This is a genomic window from Aerosakkonema sp. BLCC-F183 (genome assembly GCF_041929145.1).
Lineage (GTDB): Bacteria > Cyanobacteriota > Cyanobacteriia > Cyanobacteriales > Aerosakkonemataceae > Aerosakkonema.
In genome coordinates this window covers 116,870-137,343 of record NZ_JBHFNU010000087.1, presented here as the reverse complement: position 1 = coordinate 137,343, position 20,474 = coordinate 116,870, and the positions used below count along the sequence as shown (strand labels likewise).

The 20,474-nt window shown below is 43.6% G+C and carries 10 protein-coding genes; 7 read left to right on the top strand and 3 right to left on the bottom strand.

The features are described 5' to 3' along the window. Positions 1 to 235: 235 nt before the first annotated feature. From ACE1CD_RS25535 to ACE1CD_RS25520, 4 genes are all read left to right on the top strand, one after another. Complete coding sequence (locus tag ACE1CD_RS25535; RefSeq protein ID WP_374826660.1) at positions 236 to 4,696, top strand: response regulator; 4,461 nt, start codon at positions 236 to 238, stop codon at positions 4,694 to 4,696. Between the two features lie 302 nt (positions 4,697 to 4,998). Beyond that, positions 4,999 to 7,317 (top strand): PAS domain S-box protein, encoded by a 2,319-nt coding sequence (locus tag ACE1CD_RS25530; protein WP_374826659.1) that lies wholly within the window; start codon positions 4,999 to 5,001, stop codon positions 7,315 to 7,317. Between the two features lie 2 nt (positions 7,318 to 7,319). Beyond that, on the top strand, positions 7,320 to 7,760 hold the full coding sequence (locus tag ACE1CD_RS25525; protein ID WP_374792768.1) for a response regulator: 441 nt from the start codon (positions 7,320 to 7,322) through the stop codon (positions 7,758 to 7,760). A gap of 147 nt (positions 7,761 to 7,907) precedes the next feature. Further along, complete coding sequence (locus tag ACE1CD_RS25520) at positions 7,908 to 9,530, top strand: response regulator (protein ID WP_374826658.1); 1,623 nt, start codon at positions 7,908 to 7,910, stop codon at positions 9,528 to 9,530. A gap of 491 nt (positions 9,531 to 10,021) precedes the next feature. Here ACE1CD_RS25520 and ACE1CD_RS25515 read toward each other — a convergent pair whose 3' ends face one another. Continuing rightward, the gene (locus ACE1CD_RS25515) at positions 10,022 to 10,351 is read right to left on the bottom strand and encodes a hypothetical protein (protein ID WP_374792764.1); all 330 of its coding nucleotides are present in this window, start codon (positions 10,349 to 10,351) and stop codon (positions 10,022 to 10,024) included. Positions 10,352 to 10,759: 408 nt separating this feature from the next. Beyond that, complete coding sequence (locus ACE1CD_RS25510; RefSeq protein ID WP_374826657.1) at positions 10,760 to 13,750, bottom strand: ATP-binding protein; 2,991 nt, start codon at positions 13,748 to 13,750, stop codon at positions 10,760 to 10,762. Between the two features lie 372 nt (positions 13,751 to 14,122). On the opposite strand from ACE1CD_RS25510, the gene ACE1CD_RS25505 reads away from it, so the two are divergent. Both ACE1CD_RS25505 and ACE1CD_RS25500 read left to right on the top strand, forming a co-directional pair. After that, positions 14,123 to 16,672: a glycogen/starch/alpha-glucan phosphorylase gene (locus ACE1CD_RS25505; protein WP_374826772.1), complete on the top strand. Its 2,550-nt coding sequence runs from the start codon at positions 14,123 to 14,125 to the stop codon at positions 16,670 to 16,672. 246 nt (positions 16,673 to 16,918) lie between these two features. Continuing rightward, a complete protein-coding gene (locus tag ACE1CD_RS25500; RefSeq protein ID WP_374826656.1) occupies positions 16,919 to 18,013 on the top strand; it encodes a glycosyltransferase family 4 protein in 1,095 nt (364 codons plus the stop codon). On the opposite strand, the gene ACE1CD_RS25495 is transcribed toward ACE1CD_RS25500, so the two are convergent. Further along, entirely contained in the window at positions 17,962 to 18,297 is a 336-nt protein-coding gene (locus ACE1CD_RS25495) for a hypothetical protein (protein ID WP_374792758.1), read from the bottom strand. The two genes, ACE1CD_RS25500 and ACE1CD_RS25495, sit on opposite strands and share 52 nt — an antisense overlap. A 210-nt stretch (positions 18,298 to 18,507) precedes the next feature. On the opposite strand from ACE1CD_RS25495, the gene ACE1CD_RS25490 reads away from it, so the two are divergent. Next, entirely contained in the window at positions 18,508 to 20,469 is a 1,962-nt protein-coding gene (locus tag ACE1CD_RS25490) for a response regulator (protein WP_374826655.1), read from the top strand. Positions 20,470 to 20,474: the final 5 nt, after the last annotated feature.

Below are 20,474 nucleotides of genomic sequence, written 5' to 3'. Positions count from 1 at the left end.
TTTAGAGCATCTAATTCATAACTTACTACTTGAGGAAATGCTATGTTCCCAACATAATTTATTTTCTGGAAATATTTATGATTATCTACGAAAAACGAGAAAATTTGAAACTTTGTAGCAGACGATCGCCACGCATTTACAACAAACTTAAGCTATTATACTTAGAAATTTTAACTTAGGTTATCATATGATATTTACTTCCAAGAAATTCAACCATAAACTGTATTCGATCCCTATGTATATAGCTATTGCTATGACAATAGCAACTATTTTTATTTGGCAATCTATAATAGCGCAACAAAACGAACAAATCGAACATTTGATACAAGTTGAATCAAAATTTTTGCAAACTGAAATTACACAGCAGGTAGAAACTCGCCTCAAAGCATTGGAACGGATGAAAGAACGCTGGCAAATGCGAGGAGGAACGCCCAGAGCCGAGTGGGAATCTGATGCCAAATTTTACATAAACGACTTCGGAGGTTATCAGGCGATCGAATGGGTAGACACCTCATTTCGGGTTCGCTGGATCGTACCTCTAGCAGGCAACGAAGCAGCGCAAAACCTTGACCTTAGTGTCGATACGCGACGACGAGTGGCACTAGAAAACGCTCTAAAAAACCGGAAAACAACTGTTACTAAAATTGTCAATTTAGTCCAAGGAGGCAAGGGATTTTTAGCGTATGTCCCTATTTTCAAAGGTAAAAAAAATGACGGTTTTATCCTGGGGGTATTTCGAGTTGATTCCTTAATGCAAAAAGTTTTAACGGAACATCATTTAGATGGATATGCCATTGCCATATTTGACGACAAAGAACAAATTTATAGCTATAATCCCAATCAGATTAATTTAAATAATAAATGGAGCCAAAAAACCGAAATTGGGTTTGATAATAATAAATTGCATATGCAAATCTGGTCAGCACCAACATTACTAGAAAAAGTCCGCACTCCGCTGCCCACAGTAGTATTGATAGGCGGTTTGCTCACAGCATGGACATTGGCAGTAGCAATATATTTTGCACAAACGGCAAAGCTTCGCACCAGAGAAGTTGAAATTACTAACAGAAAGTTACAACAAGAAATAACCGATCGAGAAAAAACGGAAGAAAAACTTCAGGCACTTGCCTCTTTACAGCAAGCAATTTTAGATAGCACTAATTATACAATTATTTCCACCACAGCAGACGGTACAATTTGCACCTTTAACGCCGCCGCCGAACGATTGCTGGGATACACAGCAGCAGAAACGATCGGCAAAACAACCTCTGCCATTATTCACGATAAAGACGAAATTGCACAACGAGCGCAAGAACTATCCCAGGAGCTTGGAGTTAGGATCGAGCCAGGGTTTGAAGTATTTGTTGCGAAGGCACGCCAGGGCCAACCCGACGAGCGCGAATGGTCGTATATTCGTAAAGATGGTTCCCGTTTTCCAGTACTCTTGTCGGTAACGCCATTGCGAGATACAGCAGGCAATATTACTGGATTTTTAGGTATAGCTAATGATATTACAGAACGCAAAAAATCGGCAGAAGCTTTCGATAAAATGCTGCGAGAACTGACATTTCAAAAATTGGCTGTCGATCGAGCGGCAATAGTAGCGATTACCGATCGACTAGGCAATATTACTTACGCTAACGATAAATTCTGCGAAATTTGTCAATATTCCAGAGAAGAACTGATCGGTCAAAACCACCGCATACTCAAATCCGATTATCATCCCCCGGATTTCTTTAAAGAACTTTGGTCAACCATTACCCGTGGGGAAGTTTGGCAAGGCGAAATCAAAAATCGCGCCAAAGATGGCACATTTTATTGGGCTGATAGCACAATTGTGCCATTTTTAGATAGCAAAGGAAAACCATATCAGTATCTAGCAATTCGCTTTGATATTACAAAAAGAAAGCAAGCACAAGAAGCATTGGAAAAACAATTTAGTAGGACTTTGCTGCTCAAACAAATAACCCAAGAAATACGCCAGAGCCTCGATACCAAGCAAATCTTTGAGACAGCAAGTAGTTTGCTGGGTAAGGCGTTTGGTGTCAATCGCTGCTTAATTTATACCTACGTAACTCAACCCACTCCTGAAATTCCCTTTGTTGTAGAGTATGTGGAACCCGCTTACCCATCCGCACTACATATAAACATTCCTACTGTTGGCAATTGCTATCTAGAACAGACGATCGCACAAGAGCGAACTTTAGCCTGCACGGATGTTTACGCCAACCCTCTTGTAAAAGAGGGCGAACCGATTTTGCGCCAGCTAGGCGTCAAATCTATCCTGTCAGTTCGCGCATCCTACCAAGGAGAAGCAAACGGAGGAATATGCTTGCATCAGTGCGATCGCTTGCGCGAGTGGACAGCAGACGAAATCGAGCTGCTGGAATCAGTAGCGGCGCAAGTCGGGATCGCCCTTGCACAAGCCAATCTGCTCAAAGTGGAAACCCAACGGCGCTCAGAATTAACGATCAAAAACATGGCACTAGAACAGGCAAAAAGAGAAGCAGAAACAGCAAATCGGACGAAAAGCGAGTTTTTGGCGATGATGAGCCACGAAATTCGCACGCCCATGAATGCAGTCATCGGTATGACCGGATTGCTGCTGGATACAAAGCTTACTCCCCAACAGCAGGACTTTGTGGAAACGATTCGCGCTAGCGGCGACGCCTTGTTAACCATCATTAACGATATCTTAGATTTTTCTAAAATTGAATCTGGCAAGCTGGATTTAGAGACACAATCCTTTAACCTTCGTACTTGCCTTGAGGAAGCGTTAGACCTTTTAGCCCCAGCAGCAGCAGCAAAAAATCTAGATTTAGCTTATTTAATCGATCCGCAAACACCGATCGCCATAGTGGGAGATGTGACGCGACTGCGACAGATTTTAGTAAATCTGATCGGTAATGCGGTTAAATTCACAGAACGCGGCGAAGTCGTTGTCTCAGCCGTCAGCCGTCAGCTATCAAATGCGAGCGATCGAAACGATCGACAACTGACAACTTACGAAATTGAATTTGCCATCAAAGATACCGGTATCGGTATTTCTCCAGAACGCTTAGCGCGACTGTTTAAGCCCTTCAGCCAAGTTGATTCTTCAATGACTCGCCGCTACGGCGGTACGGGACTGGGATTGGCAATTAGCAAACGGCTCAGCGAAATGATGGGCGGTAGAATGTGGGTAGAAAGCACTCCAGGAAATGGTTCTACATTTTACTTCAGCGTGCGAGCCGAGTCCGCTCCCGCTATACCTCTAGTTGACCTTCAAGTTCTACAGCCAGATTTAAGCGGAAAACGACTGCTAGTAGTAGATGACAACGCCACTAACCGCAAAATTCTGACCCTGCAAGCCGAATCCTGGGGAATGCTGGTGCAAGCTGCTAATTCCGGCCCTCAAGCTCTAGAATTGCTTAGCACTGGAGAGCAGTTTGATATTGCCGTTTTGGATATGCAGATGCCAGAAATGGATGGTATAACTCTGGCGGCGCAGATCCACTCGGTACCGAGCTGCGAAAAACTACCCTTAGTGATGCTCAGTTCTGTCGCTTGGGTGGGAAAAGAACAAGCCGCTCAGCGAGCTAACTTTGCAGCTTTTTTGAGTAAGCCGATCAAGCAATCTCAGCTTTATAATGTTTTGACTCGGATTTTAAGCAAACAACTGATCTCGTTAAGTTCCGACCGCCCCTCGCTTTCCCAATTTGATTGCCAAATAGCAAAAGAACTGCCGTTACGCATTCTGCTGGTAGAAGACGTGAGCTTAAACCAAAAGGTAGCTTTGCAAATGCTCCAGAAGTTGGGCTATCGCGCCGATGTTGCCAATAACGGACGAGAAGCGCTGGAAGCTTTGCACCGCCAGCCATACGATTTGGTGTTCATGGACGTGCAGATGCCAGAGATGGACGGACTGGAAGCGACTCGTCGCATTTGTCAGGAATGGGGCAGAGGGAAAGTCAAAAGTCAAAAGTCAAAAGTCAAAAGTCAAAATATTAATTCCCCCACTCATCGCCCTTGGATCGTGGCGATGACTGCCCATGCTATGCAGGGCGATCGCGAAGAGTGCCTCAAAGCAGGTATGGATGACTATATCAGCAAACCGATTCACATCGAAGCGCTGATCGAAGCGCTCAACAACTACGGTAAACTACGCAAGCAAAATAGAAGCGATCGAACAGAGCAAAATGTCTCGCCGTCCTGGGATCGAGATTCGGTAGGGACGAAGCATAAACTCCTTCCCACAACAGATGAGAGTCTTTTGTTCAGTTCCAAAAATCTCTCTCCCAATACTAATGACTCCAGTACGCTAGGGCTTTCGCTCGTCCCCAGCCGCCAGTCCCCATCTGCACCGGCGATCGATCGCAAGACGTTTCAAAGTTTAAAAGAAATGGTTGGCGAAGATACAGATGCAGAAATTCTCCAAGAACTGCTTGAGAGCTACTTGGAAGATGGACTCAAAAGACTGAAAGCTATTACTAACGCGATTGCTCAGGAAGATCCTATATCATTGCAAAAATCAGCCCACGCACTCAGATCGGCGAGTGCGACTCTGGGCGCAATTCCCCTGGCTCAAATATGTGAAAAATTAGAAACGATGGGTCGTAAAGGTTCTACAGCGGGTGCATCTCAATTTATCGGTCAACTTTCCGCAGAATACGATCGAGTAAAAGCGGCTTTGCAATTACCGCAAAAATCGATCTAAAGCCTCCTGCTTCTAAAACCGGTTTTCTGTTGGAAGTTAGCCCTCAAAAAATCAGCTTTCTTGGGAGAGAACGTCAATTATTGCTTTGAGTAGATGCGATCGGGTATTCTATTTGACAATCTAGAAGTGGCTCCGGAAAATTCCAGCCAGAAAATTTTTGGGAGCGAGTCCGGTAAGGGAAAACACAATCTTACCCGCATGGGAGTAATTATTTTCGCCCCTCTGGTTCGGCAAATGGAAAAGCCTAACGATTTTAGGGATACATAGTCGTCATGCCTAAATTTTCAATCGTAAAGAAACTCTTGACGAGGCGACTGACTCCTTTGAAAATCGCTGCACTGTACGTGGTTGTTGGTGGAGTGTGGATACTATTTTCCGATGGATTGGTATTCACCCTGGTCAAGAATTCTCACTTGCTGGCAGAACTTCAAACTTTGAAAGGTTGGTTCTACGTATTCGTCACAGCCGGAATGCTTTACGCACTCATCAAGCAGAGTATGGCAGCACTTGAGCTTTCCGAAGCGGCGCTGCGATCGAGTGAGGAACGCTTCCGTCAGCTAGCGGAAAACATCGACGAAGTTTTCTGGCTCAAACCTCCTCAATTGAACGAGATCCTCTACGTCAGTCCGGCTTACGAGCAGATTTGGGGCAAAAGTCGTCAAAGTTTATACCAACAGCCGATGTCGTGGACGGATGCCATTCACCCAGACGATCGCGATCGCGTTATCGCTTGCATTGAAAAATATCTGGCGGGAAAGGCAGACTTCGACCTCAAGTATCGCATTGTCCGACCGGATGGGGAAGTGCGCTGGATACGCGATCGGGCTTTTCCAATTTACGACAAAGCAGGCATTACTTACCGCATAGCGGGTGTTGCCCAAGATGTCACCGAACGCCAAGAATTAATATTAAAGCTGCAAAAACTAAATGAAGAACTGGAAAATAAAGTCGAAGAGCGGACATCGGAACTCAAACAAATTCTCAAACAATTGGGAGTAGAGATAGGCGATCGCCAAAAAGCAGAAGCAACTCTGCAAGCAGCTTATCGCGATTTAGAAATGCAGATTGGGCAAAGAACCCTGCATCTGTCGCAAGCTAACGCCGCATTGCAAGAAAGCCAAGAAAAGCTACAAGCTATCTTAGATAATACCACAGCCGCCATCTACGTCAAAGATATCGCAGGGCATTTTTTGACGATCAATCGACACTTTGAGAGGTTATTTAACATTACTCGCGATCGCATAGTTGGCAAAACCGATTATGACATTTTACCTAAAGATTTGGCCGATAGCTTTAGGGATAACGATCGTCAAGTAATGGAGACGGGAGAACCGATCCAGTTTGAAGAAGAAGTGTTTCAGCAAGATGGAGCGCACACCTACATTTCAGCCAAGTTTCCCTTGTACGATGCGACTGGGTTGGTGTATGCGATCGGCGGCACATCTACAGATATCACCGATCGCAAACAGGCACAATTAGAATTGCAATCTTCTGAAGAACGTTTCCGTCGTGCTATTCTGGAGGCTCCGTTACCGATAATGATTCATGCAGAAGATGGCGAAATTGTGCAAATTAATCGTACTTGGACAGAACTGACAGGCTACGCTCACTCCGACATTCCCACAATTGCCGACTGGCTCGAAAAAGCCTATGGCAGCAGAAAAGAATCAGTCAAAGCAGATATTGACGTTTTATACAAATTAAATAAACCAATTGTAGAAGGAGAATATACGATTGCTACCCGCAGCGGCGAAACCCGAATTTGGGAGTTTCATTCCGCTCATTTGGGGACACTATATGATGGCAGAAATTTGGTTATTTCCACAGGAATTGATATTACAGAACGCAAAAAAGCCGAAGCTGAAATCCACGAACTTAACGAAACGTTGGAGCAACGTGTAGCAGAACGCACTGCCCAATTAGAACAAGCCAATCAAGATTTAGAAGCATTCGCTTACTCGATCGCTCACGATTTGCGTGCGCCTTTGCGAGGAATGCACGGACTTGCTGAAGCTCTGCTGGAAGATTATGGTGACAAATTAGACGATCTCGGTCAAGAGTATGCCCGTCACATAGTTAATTCAGCACATCATTTAGATGATTTAATCAACGATTTATTAGATTACAGCCGTCTCAGTCGCACGGAATTAAATCTGGGAGCGGTAGATTTAAATACGGTCGTTTCGGAGGCGATCGCGCAACTAAAAACTGATTTGGAAAAAAGCCAAGCTCAAGTGACTGCGATGCCGTCAATGCCGAAAGTGCAAGCTCATCGCAATACCTTAGCTCAGGCGATCGTAAATTTACTCAGCAATGCGATTAAATTTGTTGATAAAGATAGTCAACCGCAAGTGCATATTTGGACTGAAACAGATGATGAATGCGTAAAATTATGGGTGGCAGACGACGGCATTGGCATCGCGCCAGAACATCAAAAACGTATCTTTCGAGTTTTTGAGCGTTTGCACGGCATTGAATCTTATCCCGGTACAGGTATCGGTTTAGCAATTGTGCAAAAAGCGGTAGAGCGGATGGGCGGTTCTGTGGGCGTCGAATCCGAGCTAGGAAAAGGAAGCAAATTTTGGATTAAATTAAGAAACGATACTACTAAGGAGGGATAACCGTGAAGCATACGATTTTGTTAGTCGAAGATAACCCAGCTGATGTTCTTTTAATGAAACGCGCTTTTCGCAAGGAAGATTTATCTGATATCTCGCTGCAAGTAGTCGAAGATGGCGATGCAGCGGTTTTATACCTCAGCGGTGAAGGCGAATATTGCGATCGCGAACGTTATCCCATACCCGCCCTAATTTTGTTAGATTTAAAGTTGCCGCGCCGCTCCGGTCACGAAGTCTTGGCTTGGTTGCGACAGCAGCCTCAACTCAAACGTTTGCCAGTAATTATACTCACATCTTCAAAAGAAACTATTGATGTTAACCAAGCTTACGATTTAGGAGTTAATTCCTATCTGGTCAAGCCGCCAGGATTTGGTGCTTTAGGGGAAATGCTAAAAACTATTAACCTGTACTGGCTCCTGCATAACGAACAACCGGAAGTTGCCTGATGCTAGGCGTCGGGAAGAGAGTTTGGTGGAATTAAGAACGTTCGTTACGCCATGAAGGTTGCTCTAATCAGCATCTCGAACAATAAATAGCAAAAATGTTTCCCCAGGGGAAGTTTTTCATTTCAAATCTGCCATTTAAAATTTGCGATGTCATTAAATATACTCGTCATAGATGATAATCCTACAGACCGTCTTCTGATTAGGCGCGAAATAGAGCGCGAATTTGCAGAAGTGCGGGTAAAAGAAATTACAAATGACCAAACATGGTCAGAAGCGCTGACGGAAAATAATTTTGATGTTGTGGTTACAGACTATCAACTTGGCTGGAACAATGGACTGGAAATTTTGAAAAAGCTTAAGTCTCGCTATGCCGATCTCCCGGTGATTATGTTCACCAATAGCGGGAACGAAGAAATTGCAGTAGAAGCAATGAAATCCGGTCTTGATGACTATATAATTAAGGCTCCCAATCGTTACATCCGAGTCCCCATCGCTATTCGCAAAGCTTTGAAGGCAGCCGAAATTCGCAGTCGAGCGACACAATTAGAGGCAGAACGCTCACAACTGCTAGCAAAAGAAAAGGCAGCTCGTGAAGACGCGGAAGCAGCAAACCGTCTCAAAGATGAGTTTCTGGCTAACCTTTCCCACGAATTGCGAACGCCCCTCAACAGTATGCTAGGGTGGGCGCAGATGCTGCGCCTGAAAAAACTGAACGAACATGACTATCGTAGAGCGGTAGAAACTATTGAGCGCAATACTAAATCTTTGGCCAGATTAATTGAAGATTTGCTCGATGTTTCGCGCATAATTACTGGGAATCTTTCTCTGAATTTTGAACAAATCGAACTTGCACCTGTAATTGAAGCTGCTTTAAATACAGTCCGTCCGGCGGCAGAGACAAAAGCGCTCGATATTAATTTTGTCAACGATTTAGAAGTACAACCTATTTTAGGTGATGCCAGTCGCTTGCAACAAATCGTGTGGAATCTGTTATCAAATGCTGTTAAGTTTACGCCCAGAGGGGGAAGTGTAGAAATTCGGCTCTCTACAGTAATTGACGATCGGTCAGAGGAAAAATCTAGCGCTTCCCCAATGTCCTATACCCAAATTACGGTCAGCGATACGGGACAAGGTATTGACCCTGAATTTTTGCCCTACGCATTCGATCGCTTCCGGCAGGCTGATAGTAGCATAACCCGAAGTTTTGGCGGTTTAGGTTTGGGGTTAGCAATTGTGCGACACTTGGTTGAACTGCACGGCGGCACCGTCAAAGTCGAAAGTCCGGGTATAGGAAAAGGTGCAACATTTACAGTGCAATTTCCTTTGCCGCACAGCAATACTCAGCCAACAAATTTATTGGCGGAATTTGAAACGACTTCATCCTATTCACCTTCGCTGAGTGGCGTGCGAATTGTCCTAGTCGATGATGATGCGGACACGCGGGATTTGCTTCAGTTTGTCATCGAACAGTACCGAGCTGAAGTGAAGACGGCTGCTTCGGTAAAGGAAGCGCTGAAATTAATGCAAGAGTTTCCGCCGAATGTGTTAATTAGCGATATCGGTATGACAGAAGAAAATGGTTACGATCTGATCCGTCAGGTGAGAGAAATTGAGCCTTTAAGCCAAATTCCGACCATAGCTTTGACTGCTTATGCGGGACAGTTGGATCGCGATCGCATTTTGTCAGCCGGCTTTCAAATGCACCTACCCAAACCCATTGAACCCGATGATTTGGTTGGTGCGATCGCTTTATTAGTAGGAAGGATTTAGTTATTAGGGCGTCGGGCGTCGGGAAGGGGAATTTTGACTTTTGACTTTTAGCTCCTCTCCCTCTTCCCTAGCGAGAAAGTCCTGTGTCGATCGCTTGAAAATTTTTATGGAAGCAACGCAAGTCTGGCACTTTTTGAGATGCGCCTAAAGGAAGATTAACTAAGGAAAAAAATTAGTGAATATAGAATTAAAGGTTTCACGACTATATATAATTTATGCTTTGTCGCGATTTAATTATCTGTTTGCGAGAAACAGCTTTTCACTTAGCACCGAAACAGCCTGCCGATTGTTTGCTTAACCTTGCTTGTGGCTGTTCCGATCCAGGTAAACATCAATACTGTGAAGGCTGTCCCCATCTTGAGGTTTGTCTGTCCCGTTTCAAGACACGGAGAATTTAAAAGTTAAAAATAAAAAAACAATCCCCGACCGCTCGTCTAGGGGATTTTTGGAATAGAAAAGTCTTCGCTTAACTGGCGAAGACTTGATGGCTACTACCACCAAACCCGATTTCCATTTTCATCAACTCGTGCTTGCCGAATTACATCAGAAATTTCTTCGGCATCCTTAACGTGGTGAAGTGCCTTTTTCTCGCCATTTTCGTCTTCTACAATAAAGTAGGTAGGTACTGTAATATGGTCTCCTGTGATGTCAGGTACATCTACAGCTACCTGCTTGGCTTTTTCCTCTATTGTTTGAGGTTCGTCGGCAATTCTATCTCCAGGATTTGCGGTTAAGTTTCTTTCTTTTGGGCCTGGTTCTTGTTTGGAATGCCAATCTACACTAACTGGTTGCTCGATGGAATTTTCTGTTTGATTATTCATGCTATTTACCAGAAATTTCAACATTTTCAACGTTACTAAACCTAGTTTAAAGAATAGAAATAGCTGCTAACTCCTTCAAAGGAGAGAATTTGCGATCGCCAGAGATAAGTCAGCGATTAATTTCGCATTCGATACACCCTCCGTTTGGATTATTTCCAGGGTCGGTATTTAAGTCGGCTTGCAATAGATGAGGTTGTCTGGATGATTGACAAGTAGAAGCATACCGATAATTAAGCTAAATCTTTAGATAGAAATACATCCTTCCTTTGGCAGAAGTCGATCGATGCCAATTTCTACCATGCGGGGATGAAAGCCAATGGCTTAAAAACTAAAAGCAAATGGAGAATAAAAGTAAGGGCGCGGTAAACTCGCCCTTAGATAGTATTGAGTTCAAACTTCTGACTGCGCCTAAATGTTGGTATTGCTTTTAAGAAAGCATTTCGTTTGGATAGGAATGGATGAGCAAATAGATTGACGAATAGGAATAGTAATGTTAAATTCTGTGCCTTTACCTAATTCCGACTCGCAAGTTAACACTCCTGCGTGTTTGTCCACCACTATCTGATAGCTAATAGATAATCCTAAACCCGTGCCTTTGCCGACGGGTTTTGTAGTGAACAAGTAATCAAACACTTTCTGCTTTACTTCTGACGTCATTCCCGGCCCATTATCTCGAATCGAAATATTGATGTACTTCCCTCCTTGTATAACAGTTGTGCGAATGGTAATTTGGTTTGGGTTAGCTTGAATATACGCAAATGAGCGGCCAAAATTTTGTTCTTCTAAGGCATCAACAGCGTTACCCAAAATGTTCATAAATACCTGATTTATTTGTCCGGCATGGCACTCGATTAAAGGTAAGTTGCCGTAGTCCTTAATAACTTGAATTGCCGGACACTCCGGCTTGGCTTTGAGCCGATGTCCTAAAATCATTAAAGTGCTGTCTATGCCTTCGTGGATATCCACAGCTTTCACTTCTGCTTCATCTAACCGAGAAAAGTTTCGCAAGGAGACCACAATAGATTGAATGCGCTCGGTTCCTAACCGCATTGAAGAAAGCAATTTAGGTAAATCTTCTTGAATGAAATTAAATTCGATTTCTTCGATATACTGGTTAATTTTAGGCGTTGCATTTGGTATTTCTTTGAGATACATTTCAATCAGCTTTAGCAGGTCCTCAACATAAGTACAGGCGTAGTCTAAATTGCCGTGTATAAAGTTGAGAGGATTATTAATTTCGTGAGCTACTCCCGCTACTAATTGTCCCAGACTGGACATTTTTTCGGTTTGCACGAGTTGCGTTTGAGCTTGTTTTAAAATTCTCAGAGCTTCGGATAATTCTGCTGTCCGTTGCTCGACGCGAATCTCTAGTTCGTGAGTAAGTTTTTGTAATGCTACTTCGACTTGTTGCCTTTCGGATATCTCTTGCTGAAGTAATCTATTTTGTTTTTCTAGTTCATTTTCAGCCAATTCCCGGCTTTCTTCACTTAAAACTAACCACCAAGCAGCAATTCCCGCTAATAATAACAGCGGTACATACAAGGATACCAGTATTTCAGATATTTGAGTATAATTTAATTGGAGGCTATCTCTAATTTCCCATCTTAACAAAGAGTAGAATAATGCAAAAATAGCTCCTATTATCCCAGCTATTAATAAAAATATCTGGAGAAATTTTATAATTCTTATTCCAATTTTTGGAGAAATTTTATTTATTAAAATGACTTTTTTTAGAGGCTCGATAAAATTGTTTTTGGGGTGGTTAGAGGTTTTGCAAATATCGTGACATCGAGCATCTAAACTGCAACATAAGGAACAAATAGAACCGTCATAAACCGGACAGTAAGCGGCATCTGCTATTGAGTATTTTTGTTCGCAAATACAGCAATTTATGAAAGAATCGGAAATGCAAATGTGGCGACGATCGTCTTTTCTGGCAATGTAGTATTTACCTTTAGTGATGAAAGCGATCGCAGGAGAGAGAATCAAAGCCAAACTCAAAGCAATGAAGGGAGAATAAGCTTGGGCATAAATTCCAAAAATACCTACAAAAGCAGCGATCGCCACGGCTGACGCGATAACCATCGAGCCAAATCCAACTGGGTTGAAGTTGTACAGGTAGGCTCGTTTGAATTCGATGTAAGACGGACTTAATCCTAATGGTTTATTGATAACGAGATCGGCAACTACAGCACCCACCCAAGCGATCGCTACATTGGAATACAACCCCAATATGGCTTCTAAGGTATCAAATACTCCCATTTCCATTAAAAGTAAAGCGATCGCGACATTGAATATCAACCAAACTACCCTTCCCGGATGACTGTGAGTCAATCGGGAGAAAAAGTTTGACCAAGCTAGAGAACCGCCATAGGCATTGGTGACGTTTATTTTGATTTGGGAGATCGCCACAAACAAGGTAGCAACCGATAAAACTACTTCCGGACGAGCAAAGATATCTGCAAATCCTGCTATGTACATATGGATGGGTTCTTTAGCAATGTATGGCGGTATCCCGTGACTAATTGCTAAAGACGCTAGGAAAGCTCCTCCTAACTGTTTTGCACCTCCTAAAATAATCCAACCCGGACCTGCTAAAATTACTGCCAGCCACCACCGAAAGCGATTATTTTCTTGGCGATCGGGCATAAATCTCAGGTAGTCTACTTGTTCCCCTATTTGGGCAATTAAAGAAAAAGATACTGTTGCAGCGGTGCCAAACAATAAGGGATCGAACGCTGCTTTGCTAGGCGAGTTTCCCGCAAAGTTCAGCCAATTGTTAAAAGCATCCGGTTCTTTGTAAAGAACAAAAATATAAGGCAATATCATTAAGCTTAACCAGAGCGGTTGTGTCCATAACTGCAACTGATTAATTAAGGTGACTCCATAAAAAACCAAAGGTATAATTACTAAAGAGCAAACTATATATCCAATTGCTAAAGGCAAATGAAAATATAGTTGCAATGCTTGCGCCATAATTGCTGCTTCCAGGGCAAAAAAAATAAAAGTAAAGGAAGCATAAATTAATGACGTAATCGTCGAGCCAATATAGCCAAACCCAGCCCCTCTTGTGAGCAAATCGATATCTATATTGTATTTGGCGGCGTAGTATGAGATCGGTATTCCGGTAAGGAATATTATGGTGCTGACAACCAAAATAGCCCAGAATGAGTTACCAAAACCGTAATTGACGATCAGCGAACCGCCGATCGCTTCTAACGCCAGAAAGGAAATGCCTCCCAGTGCGGTGTTGGCCACTAAAAATTCCGACCACTTCCGAAACGATTGCGGAGCGTAGCGCAGCGAATAATCTTCGATGGTTTCATTCGCAACCCAAGCGTTATAATCTCGCCGTTCCTTGACTATTTTTCTGTGATTTACCGGGGGGCGATCTGCCATAAAATCAGGAGGAGAACAAAGGTTGTCTTAATAATAACAAATATGAAGTTAGTTTTTTGTAGCTTAAAACACTTCTATTTTATAGGCACTTTTCTTAATAATTTCATCTTCTTTTTAATATAAATTTACACGAGCGCAACAAGCTACTTGCCATCATGTATTTTAAATTTGTAGGGAAAATTTTTTTGGGGTTATTCCTCATTTAACTAGGCGATCGCCCCACATCGATCGCTTTGTTCCCTGTTCCGTAATTCTCGGTATCCCAGAGCGGTTTTTCCACCCCAGAAAAACAGTGCAATTCTTCCCACAAAAGCAGGCAAAACAATTACGCAGACTTGGAGACGCAGAATGACTCAAAGCGATTTCTCGCAAATGCAAACTGAAGAACAGACCGAGGAAGTAAACACACCCATAACCCCCAGCCCCGCCATTGAAATCCAGGTGGAGGACGATCGCACCGGCATGACTGTAGACACCCTGAAACGGGCTTTTGCAGATAACCTGTATTACCTGCTGGGAAAAGATGAGTCCTGGGCGACACCTCACGATTATTATACGGCTTTGGCATACACCGTGCGCGATCGCCTCCTGCATCGCTGGATTAACACGGTCAGAACATACATGAAACCGGAAACCAAGGCGGTATTTTACCTCTCGGCAGAATTTTTGATGGGTCGCCAGTTAGCGAACAACCTGCTCAACTTGGGTTTGTACGAACGCGCCACCGAAGCCATCAAAGAGTCGGGACTCGACATTAACGACCTGCGCTTGATGGAAGCGGAACCCGGACTCGGTAATGGCGGTTTGGGACGTTTGGCGGCTTGTTTTCTCGACTCCCTCGCCACCTTAGAAATCCCAGCGGTTGGCTACGGCATTCGCTACGAATTCGGTATCTTCGATCAATGGATAAAAGATGGCGCTCAAATCGAACACCCCGACAAATGGCTGCGTTTCGGCAACCCTTGGGAAATCCGACGCCCAGAATTAACCGTTGAAGTCAAGTTCGGCGGACATACAGAAGCTTACTCCGACGATAAAGGGAATTATCGCGTGCGTTGGATTCCGGAACGGAAAGTCTTGGGTACGCCCTACGATACCCCAGTACCGGGATATAACAACAATACAGCCAATACCCTGCGCCTCTGGCGTGCCAGCGCTAGCGAAGACTTTAACTTCCAAGTTTTCGATAGCGGCAACTATGTCGGTTCTGTTACTGACAAAATTTTCTCTGAAAATATTTCCAAAGTGCTTTATCCCAACGACAATACATCTCAGGGTAAGCAACTGCGACTAGAACAACAGTATTTCTTCGTCAGCTGTTCTCTACAAGATATCATCACTATTCATAGGCGAATTCACCCGAATTTGGATAACTTGCACGAAAAAGCAGCTATCCAACTCAACGACACTCACCCATCAATTGCCGTTGCCGAATTGATGCGCCTGTTGATCGACGAACACGATTTTGAGTGGGACAAAGCTTGGCACATTACCAAAAATACTTTCGGCTACACCAATCATACGTTGCTGCCAGAAGCTTTGGAGCGCTGGCCTGTGAGTTTGTTTGAACGTTTGTTGCCGCGTCATTTGGAAATTATCTATGAAATTAATCGCCGTTTTCTCAATGAGGTGCGTGCTAAATATCCTCGCGACGATGCACGGCTGAGGCGAATGTCGCTGATCGAGGAAGGCGCTGAAAAATATGTCCGCATGGCGCATTTAGCTTGTGTGGGTAGCCATTCTATCAATGGGGTGGCGGCGCTGCACACGGATTTGATGCAGCAGAAAGTGCTGAAGGATTTCTATGAATTGTGGCCGGAAAAGTTTAATAACAAAACTAACGGGGTGACGCCGCGCCGATGGCTTTTGTTGAGCAATCCGAAGCTGTCTGAATTGATTGCGGAAAAGATTGGCAATAATTGGGTGACGCATCTGGATGAGTTAAGGCAGCTAGAGGCGTTTGTTGACGATCCGGAGTTTGGCGATCGCTTCTCTGCAATTAAGTATCAAAATAAGAAAGAACTGGCAGATTACATTTCCCTCTACAACAATATTGAGGTGAATCCCGATTCTTTGTTTGATATTCAAGTGAAGCGCATTCACGAGTACAAACGTCAGCTGTTGAACGTGCTGTACATCATTACCCTGTACAACCGCATCAAGAGGAATCCCCATCTTGATATCCAGCCGCGAACTTTTATTTTTGCAGGCAAAGCGGCACCGGGTTACTATATTGCCAAACTGATTATCAAGTTAATTAACTCGGTGGCGAAAGTTGTCAACAACGACCCGGATGTGCGCGATCGCATCAAAGTTGTTTTCCTGGCCAATTTCTCTGTATCTTTAGGTCAGCGGGTTTATCCAGCCGCCGATCTTTCCGAGCAAATTTCTACTGCTGGCAAAGAAGCTTCCGGAACTGGTAATATGAAATTTGCCATGAACGGTGCGCTGACGATCGGCACTTTGGATGGTGCTAATATCGAAATCCGCTCAGAAGTGGGAGCGGAAAATTTCTTCTTATTCGGTTTAACAGCCGAACAAGTGTTCGCTATGAAAAGTAGGGGATACAACCCGTGGAATTACTACAATTCCAATTCCGAGTTGCGGGAGACGATCGATCGCATTGCTTCCGGTTACTTTTCCCCGGAAAATCCCAAGTTGTTCGCACCGATTGTAGAATCTCTCCTGATCGGAGATGAATATATGCTTATGGCTGATTACCAATCCTATATTGAGTGCCAGGAAAGAGTCAGCCAAGCTTATCGCGATCGCGCTAATTGGACTCGGATGTCAATTTTGAATGTCGCTCGGATGGGCAAATTTTCATCCGATCGCACCATTCGAGATTACTGCCAAGATATTTGGCACACCAAGCCAGTTCGTGTAAATTTACCAGATGACAAACCGCTGGGTACTAGATAGTAAGTTCCCCTATGGTAGTAGGTTGGGTTGAACTTAACCAACCCAGCTTACAATTAAAATTAAACTAAATATCTTAACTGCGCTGCTTACAAACAAGCGATTTCAACATTACTTACCTCTTTTTACTTATAACCATTGGTAGATGATATTTGCAGACGATCGTTTCTATTTTATTGGTGGGTAGCTCGTTTTTTTTCTTTTGACTTTTGACTTTTGACTGTTGACTTTTTCATAAGGGAGATTGAAATGCGGATTGCTCAAATTGCCCCTTTATGGGAAAGAGTACCCCCTCAAACTTATGGCGGTACCGAACTGGTTGTCAGCTTGTTGTGCGAAGAATTAGTACGGCGCGGACATGAAGTTACTTTGTTTGCTTCGGGTGATTCGATCACTTCTGCCAAATTAGAATCCATTCACCCACGCGCCTTGCGTTTAGATCCCAGTATCAAGGAATACAATATTTACGAAATGCTGCATCTGAGCAGTGTGTACGAACGGGCGGGCGAGTTTGACATTATTCATTCTCATATGGGTTGCGCCACCCTGCCATACACTAACTTAGTAAAAACGCCGACAATTCACACGCTGCATGGGATTTTTACCCCCGATAACGAGAAGCTTTTTGTTCATGCTCGCCGCCAGCCATATGTTAGCATCTCCAATTCGCAGCGAGAGCCAAGGTTAAATTTAAATTATGTTGGCACTGTCTACAACGGTATTAATACGAGCATTTACGAGTTTCATCAACAGCCGGAAGAACCCCCTTACCTTGCCTTTTTGGGTAGAATTTCTCCTGAGAAAGGAACGCATTTGGCGATTGAAATTGCCAAGCGTTCTGGTTGGAATTTGAAGATTGCTGGAAAAGTAGATGTTGTTGATGTGGAATATTACGAACAGGAAGTCAAACCGCACATTGATGGCAAACAGATTCAATTTTTAGGTGAAGCGAATCATCCGCAAAAGTGCGCCTTGATGGGTGGTGCGGTGGCAACTTTGTTCCCGATTACTTGGCGCGAACCGTTTGGATTAGTGATGATTGAATCTATGGCAGTTGGTACGCCGTTGATTGCGATGTCGCTGGGTTCGGTGCCAGAAGTGATTGTGGATGGCAAGACTGGTTTTATATGTAACAACGTCGCAGAAGCTGTCGCTGCTGTCGATCGAGTTGGTGCGATCGATCGGTACGCTTGTCGGGAACACGCAGTCAAGAATTTCAGTATGGAAAGGATGGCGGAAGGTTATTTAGCAGTCTATCAAAAAATATTGGCCGAACGCTTTGCTGAAAACGGTCACGTCCACGGACATTCTAAGTTGGCATATATCAACGAAAATCCGAGATAGTAAGCCTCCAGATCGCGATCGCTTTTGGCGAATAGCTTTGGTATCCTCAGTACGATGTATTTGAGGATACCTATTTTTTTGATAAAAAGCACAAGGGGAAAATTGAGGTGATTTCCGAACTGGGAGAGGGAACTGAGTTTGCGATCGGACTCCCGCACACCCGATGCGATCGGACTGTCGATCGAACCTAAGTAGAGGATATCAACCGGGTAAAATACGGATGAAAGCGGTTGTGTAAAGTCGCCTGGGACTCTCAAGGCAAGGGAAGGAGGAGATCTCGTCAACCCCCTTTTTTAGGTTCCGTCCGAGGGATCTAGTTTTTCCCGAACAGTATTGGAGTCCCTCTGTCCTTGGCATTGCCAACTGCGGCCAAACCCCAGTCATCCTTGCCAGGTGGCCTATTGCGGCTAATCATCCGATAATACCTCTAGAGATATATGACAATAAAAAGGAATGAGTGAAGGGTTAAACTTTTTGGATAGAATTTTAACAGAATGAACAGTAATTCTACGGAGACAACCAGAGGCAACATTTTAATCGTAGACGATACCCCAGAAAACATAGAAGTGTTATCCGCAACTCTTCGCGAACGGGGTTATGCAGTCCGGGGAGCGATTAAAGGTGGAATGGCGATCAGATCTGCGCGATCGGTTCCACCAGATCTAATTTTACTCGATATCAGAATGCCGGAAATGAACGGCTACGAAGTTTGCGAACAACTGAAAACAGATGAGAAAACTTGCGAAATACCCATAATTTTTATTAGTGCATCCGATGAAGTGTTCGACAAAGTTAAAGCTTTCACTGTTGGTGGCGAAGACTACATCACCAAACCGTTTCAAGTGGAAGAAGTTTTGGCGCGAGTTGAGCATCAGTTGACTATCAAAAAGCTGCAAAAGCAACTACAAGAGCAAAATCAAAAACTACAACAAGAGGTTGAACAGCGCCGCAACGCAGAAGCAGCCGCCGCAGCTGCATCGAAAGCCAAAAGTGAATTTGTCGCTAATATGAGCCACGAACTGAGAACGCCGTTAAATTCTATTCTTGGCTTCACTGAAATAATCAACCGCGATTCATCGCTCAGTAACGAAGTCCGGGAAAATCTGAAAATCATCAGTCGCAGCGGCAAACATTTGCTGGAGCTAATTAATGATGTTTTGGATTTATCTAAAATTGAAGCAGGCATCATAGCACTAAATGAAAGTAATTTTGACTTGTATCGCCTTCTCGATAATATAGAAGAAACCTTTCATTTGAAAGTAGAACAAAAGAAGTTACAGATGAGATTCTATATTTCATCAGATGTGCCGCAGTATATAAAGACTGATGAAAAAAAGTTACGTGGCTGTTTAATAAATCTTTTGGGTAACGCCATTAAATTTACCGAAAAAGGTAACGTAACGCTGCGCGTAAGAGTAGATGGTTCGCCATCTACCGAGAACGATTTTCGACTTTTGTTTGCAGTTGCCGATACAGGCCCCGGCATTGCTCCTGACGAAATTGAAAAATTGTTTGACGCATTTGTACAAACAGAAACTGGGCGGAAATCTGCCGAAGGAACTGGTTTGGGTTTAACGATTACCCGCAAGTACGTACAATTGATGGGAGGCGATATTACCGTGGAGAGTATTTTAGGCCAAGGCTCGACTTTTAAATTTAATATTAAATTTAAAGAAGCCGATTCCTCGGAAGTAATAATGCAACCGATTCAGCAGGTAATAGGCTTAGAACCGAACCAAAAAGCATATAAAATTTTGGTAGCTGATGATACGAAAGACAACCGTTTATTGGTAGTTAAATTGTTGCAACCGATCGGGTTTGAAGTGCGCGAAGCAGCCAACGGTCAACAAGCTGTTGAAGTGTGGGAAAATTGGCAACCGCACCTAATTTGGATGGATACCCGGATGCCAGTGCTTAATGGGGTAGAAGCGATCAAACAGATTAGAGCGAGGGAAAAAAAGAGTAAAAGAGGCTTTGAGGCAGCAAAAACAAGAGAAAAACCTATTTCTGGCAATTATCAGTCGCCAACCATTATTATTGCCCTGACTGCCAGTGTTTTTGAGGAGAGGCGAGGGGATATTTTGGCAGCTGGCTGTAATGATTTTGTGAGCAAGCCTTTCCAAAAAGAGGTGATTTTTCAGAAATTAGCTGAATATTTAGGAGTGCGATATATTTACGAAGACTTATCACGATCGACGACGGCTTTTGCCGTCAAATGCTATCCTGTCTCTAGACCGGACTCATTCTGGCGTGAGGAATTAGCAAAAATGTCTCCAACTTGGGTGAGAAAACTATATCAGGCAGCTAATAAAGTTAATGAGGAGTTGATTGTACAACTAATTGAACAAATAGGGTCAGATAGATCTACTCTGGCTGAAGCTTTAACAGATTTGGTTAATGATTTTCGTCTAGATGAGATCGTGCGGTTGACCAAATTATTGTTGGATAATTCATAATATTT

Bases quoted from the DNA above. Each gene is read 5' to 3' on its own strand.
- ACE1CD_RS25500 (WP_374826656.1), top strand. From the start codon at position 16,919: ATGCGGATTGCTCAAATTGCCCCTTTATGGGAAAGAGTACCCCCTCAA.
- ACE1CD_RS25510 (WP_374826657.1), bottom strand. From the start codon at position 13,750: ATGGCAGATCGCCCCCCGGTAAATCACAGAAAAATAGTCAAGGAACGG.
- ACE1CD_RS25505 (WP_374826772.1), top strand. From the start codon at position 14,123: ATGCAAACTGAAGAACAGACCGAGGAAGTAAACACACCCATAACCCCC.
- ACE1CD_RS25535 (WP_374826660.1), top strand. From the start codon at position 236: ATGTATATAGCTATTGCTATGACAATAGCAACTATTTTTATTTGGCAA.
- ACE1CD_RS25515 (WP_374792764.1), bottom strand. From the start codon at position 10,351: ATGAATAATCAAACAGAAAATTCCATCGAGCAACCAGTTAGTGTAGAT.
- ACE1CD_RS25520 (WP_374826658.1), top strand. From the start codon at position 7,908: ATGTCATTAAATATACTCGTCATAGATGATAATCCTACAGACCGTCTT.
- ACE1CD_RS25490 (WP_374826655.1), top strand. From the start codon at position 18,508: ATGAACAGTAATTCTACGGAGACAACCAGAGGCAACATTTTAATCGTA.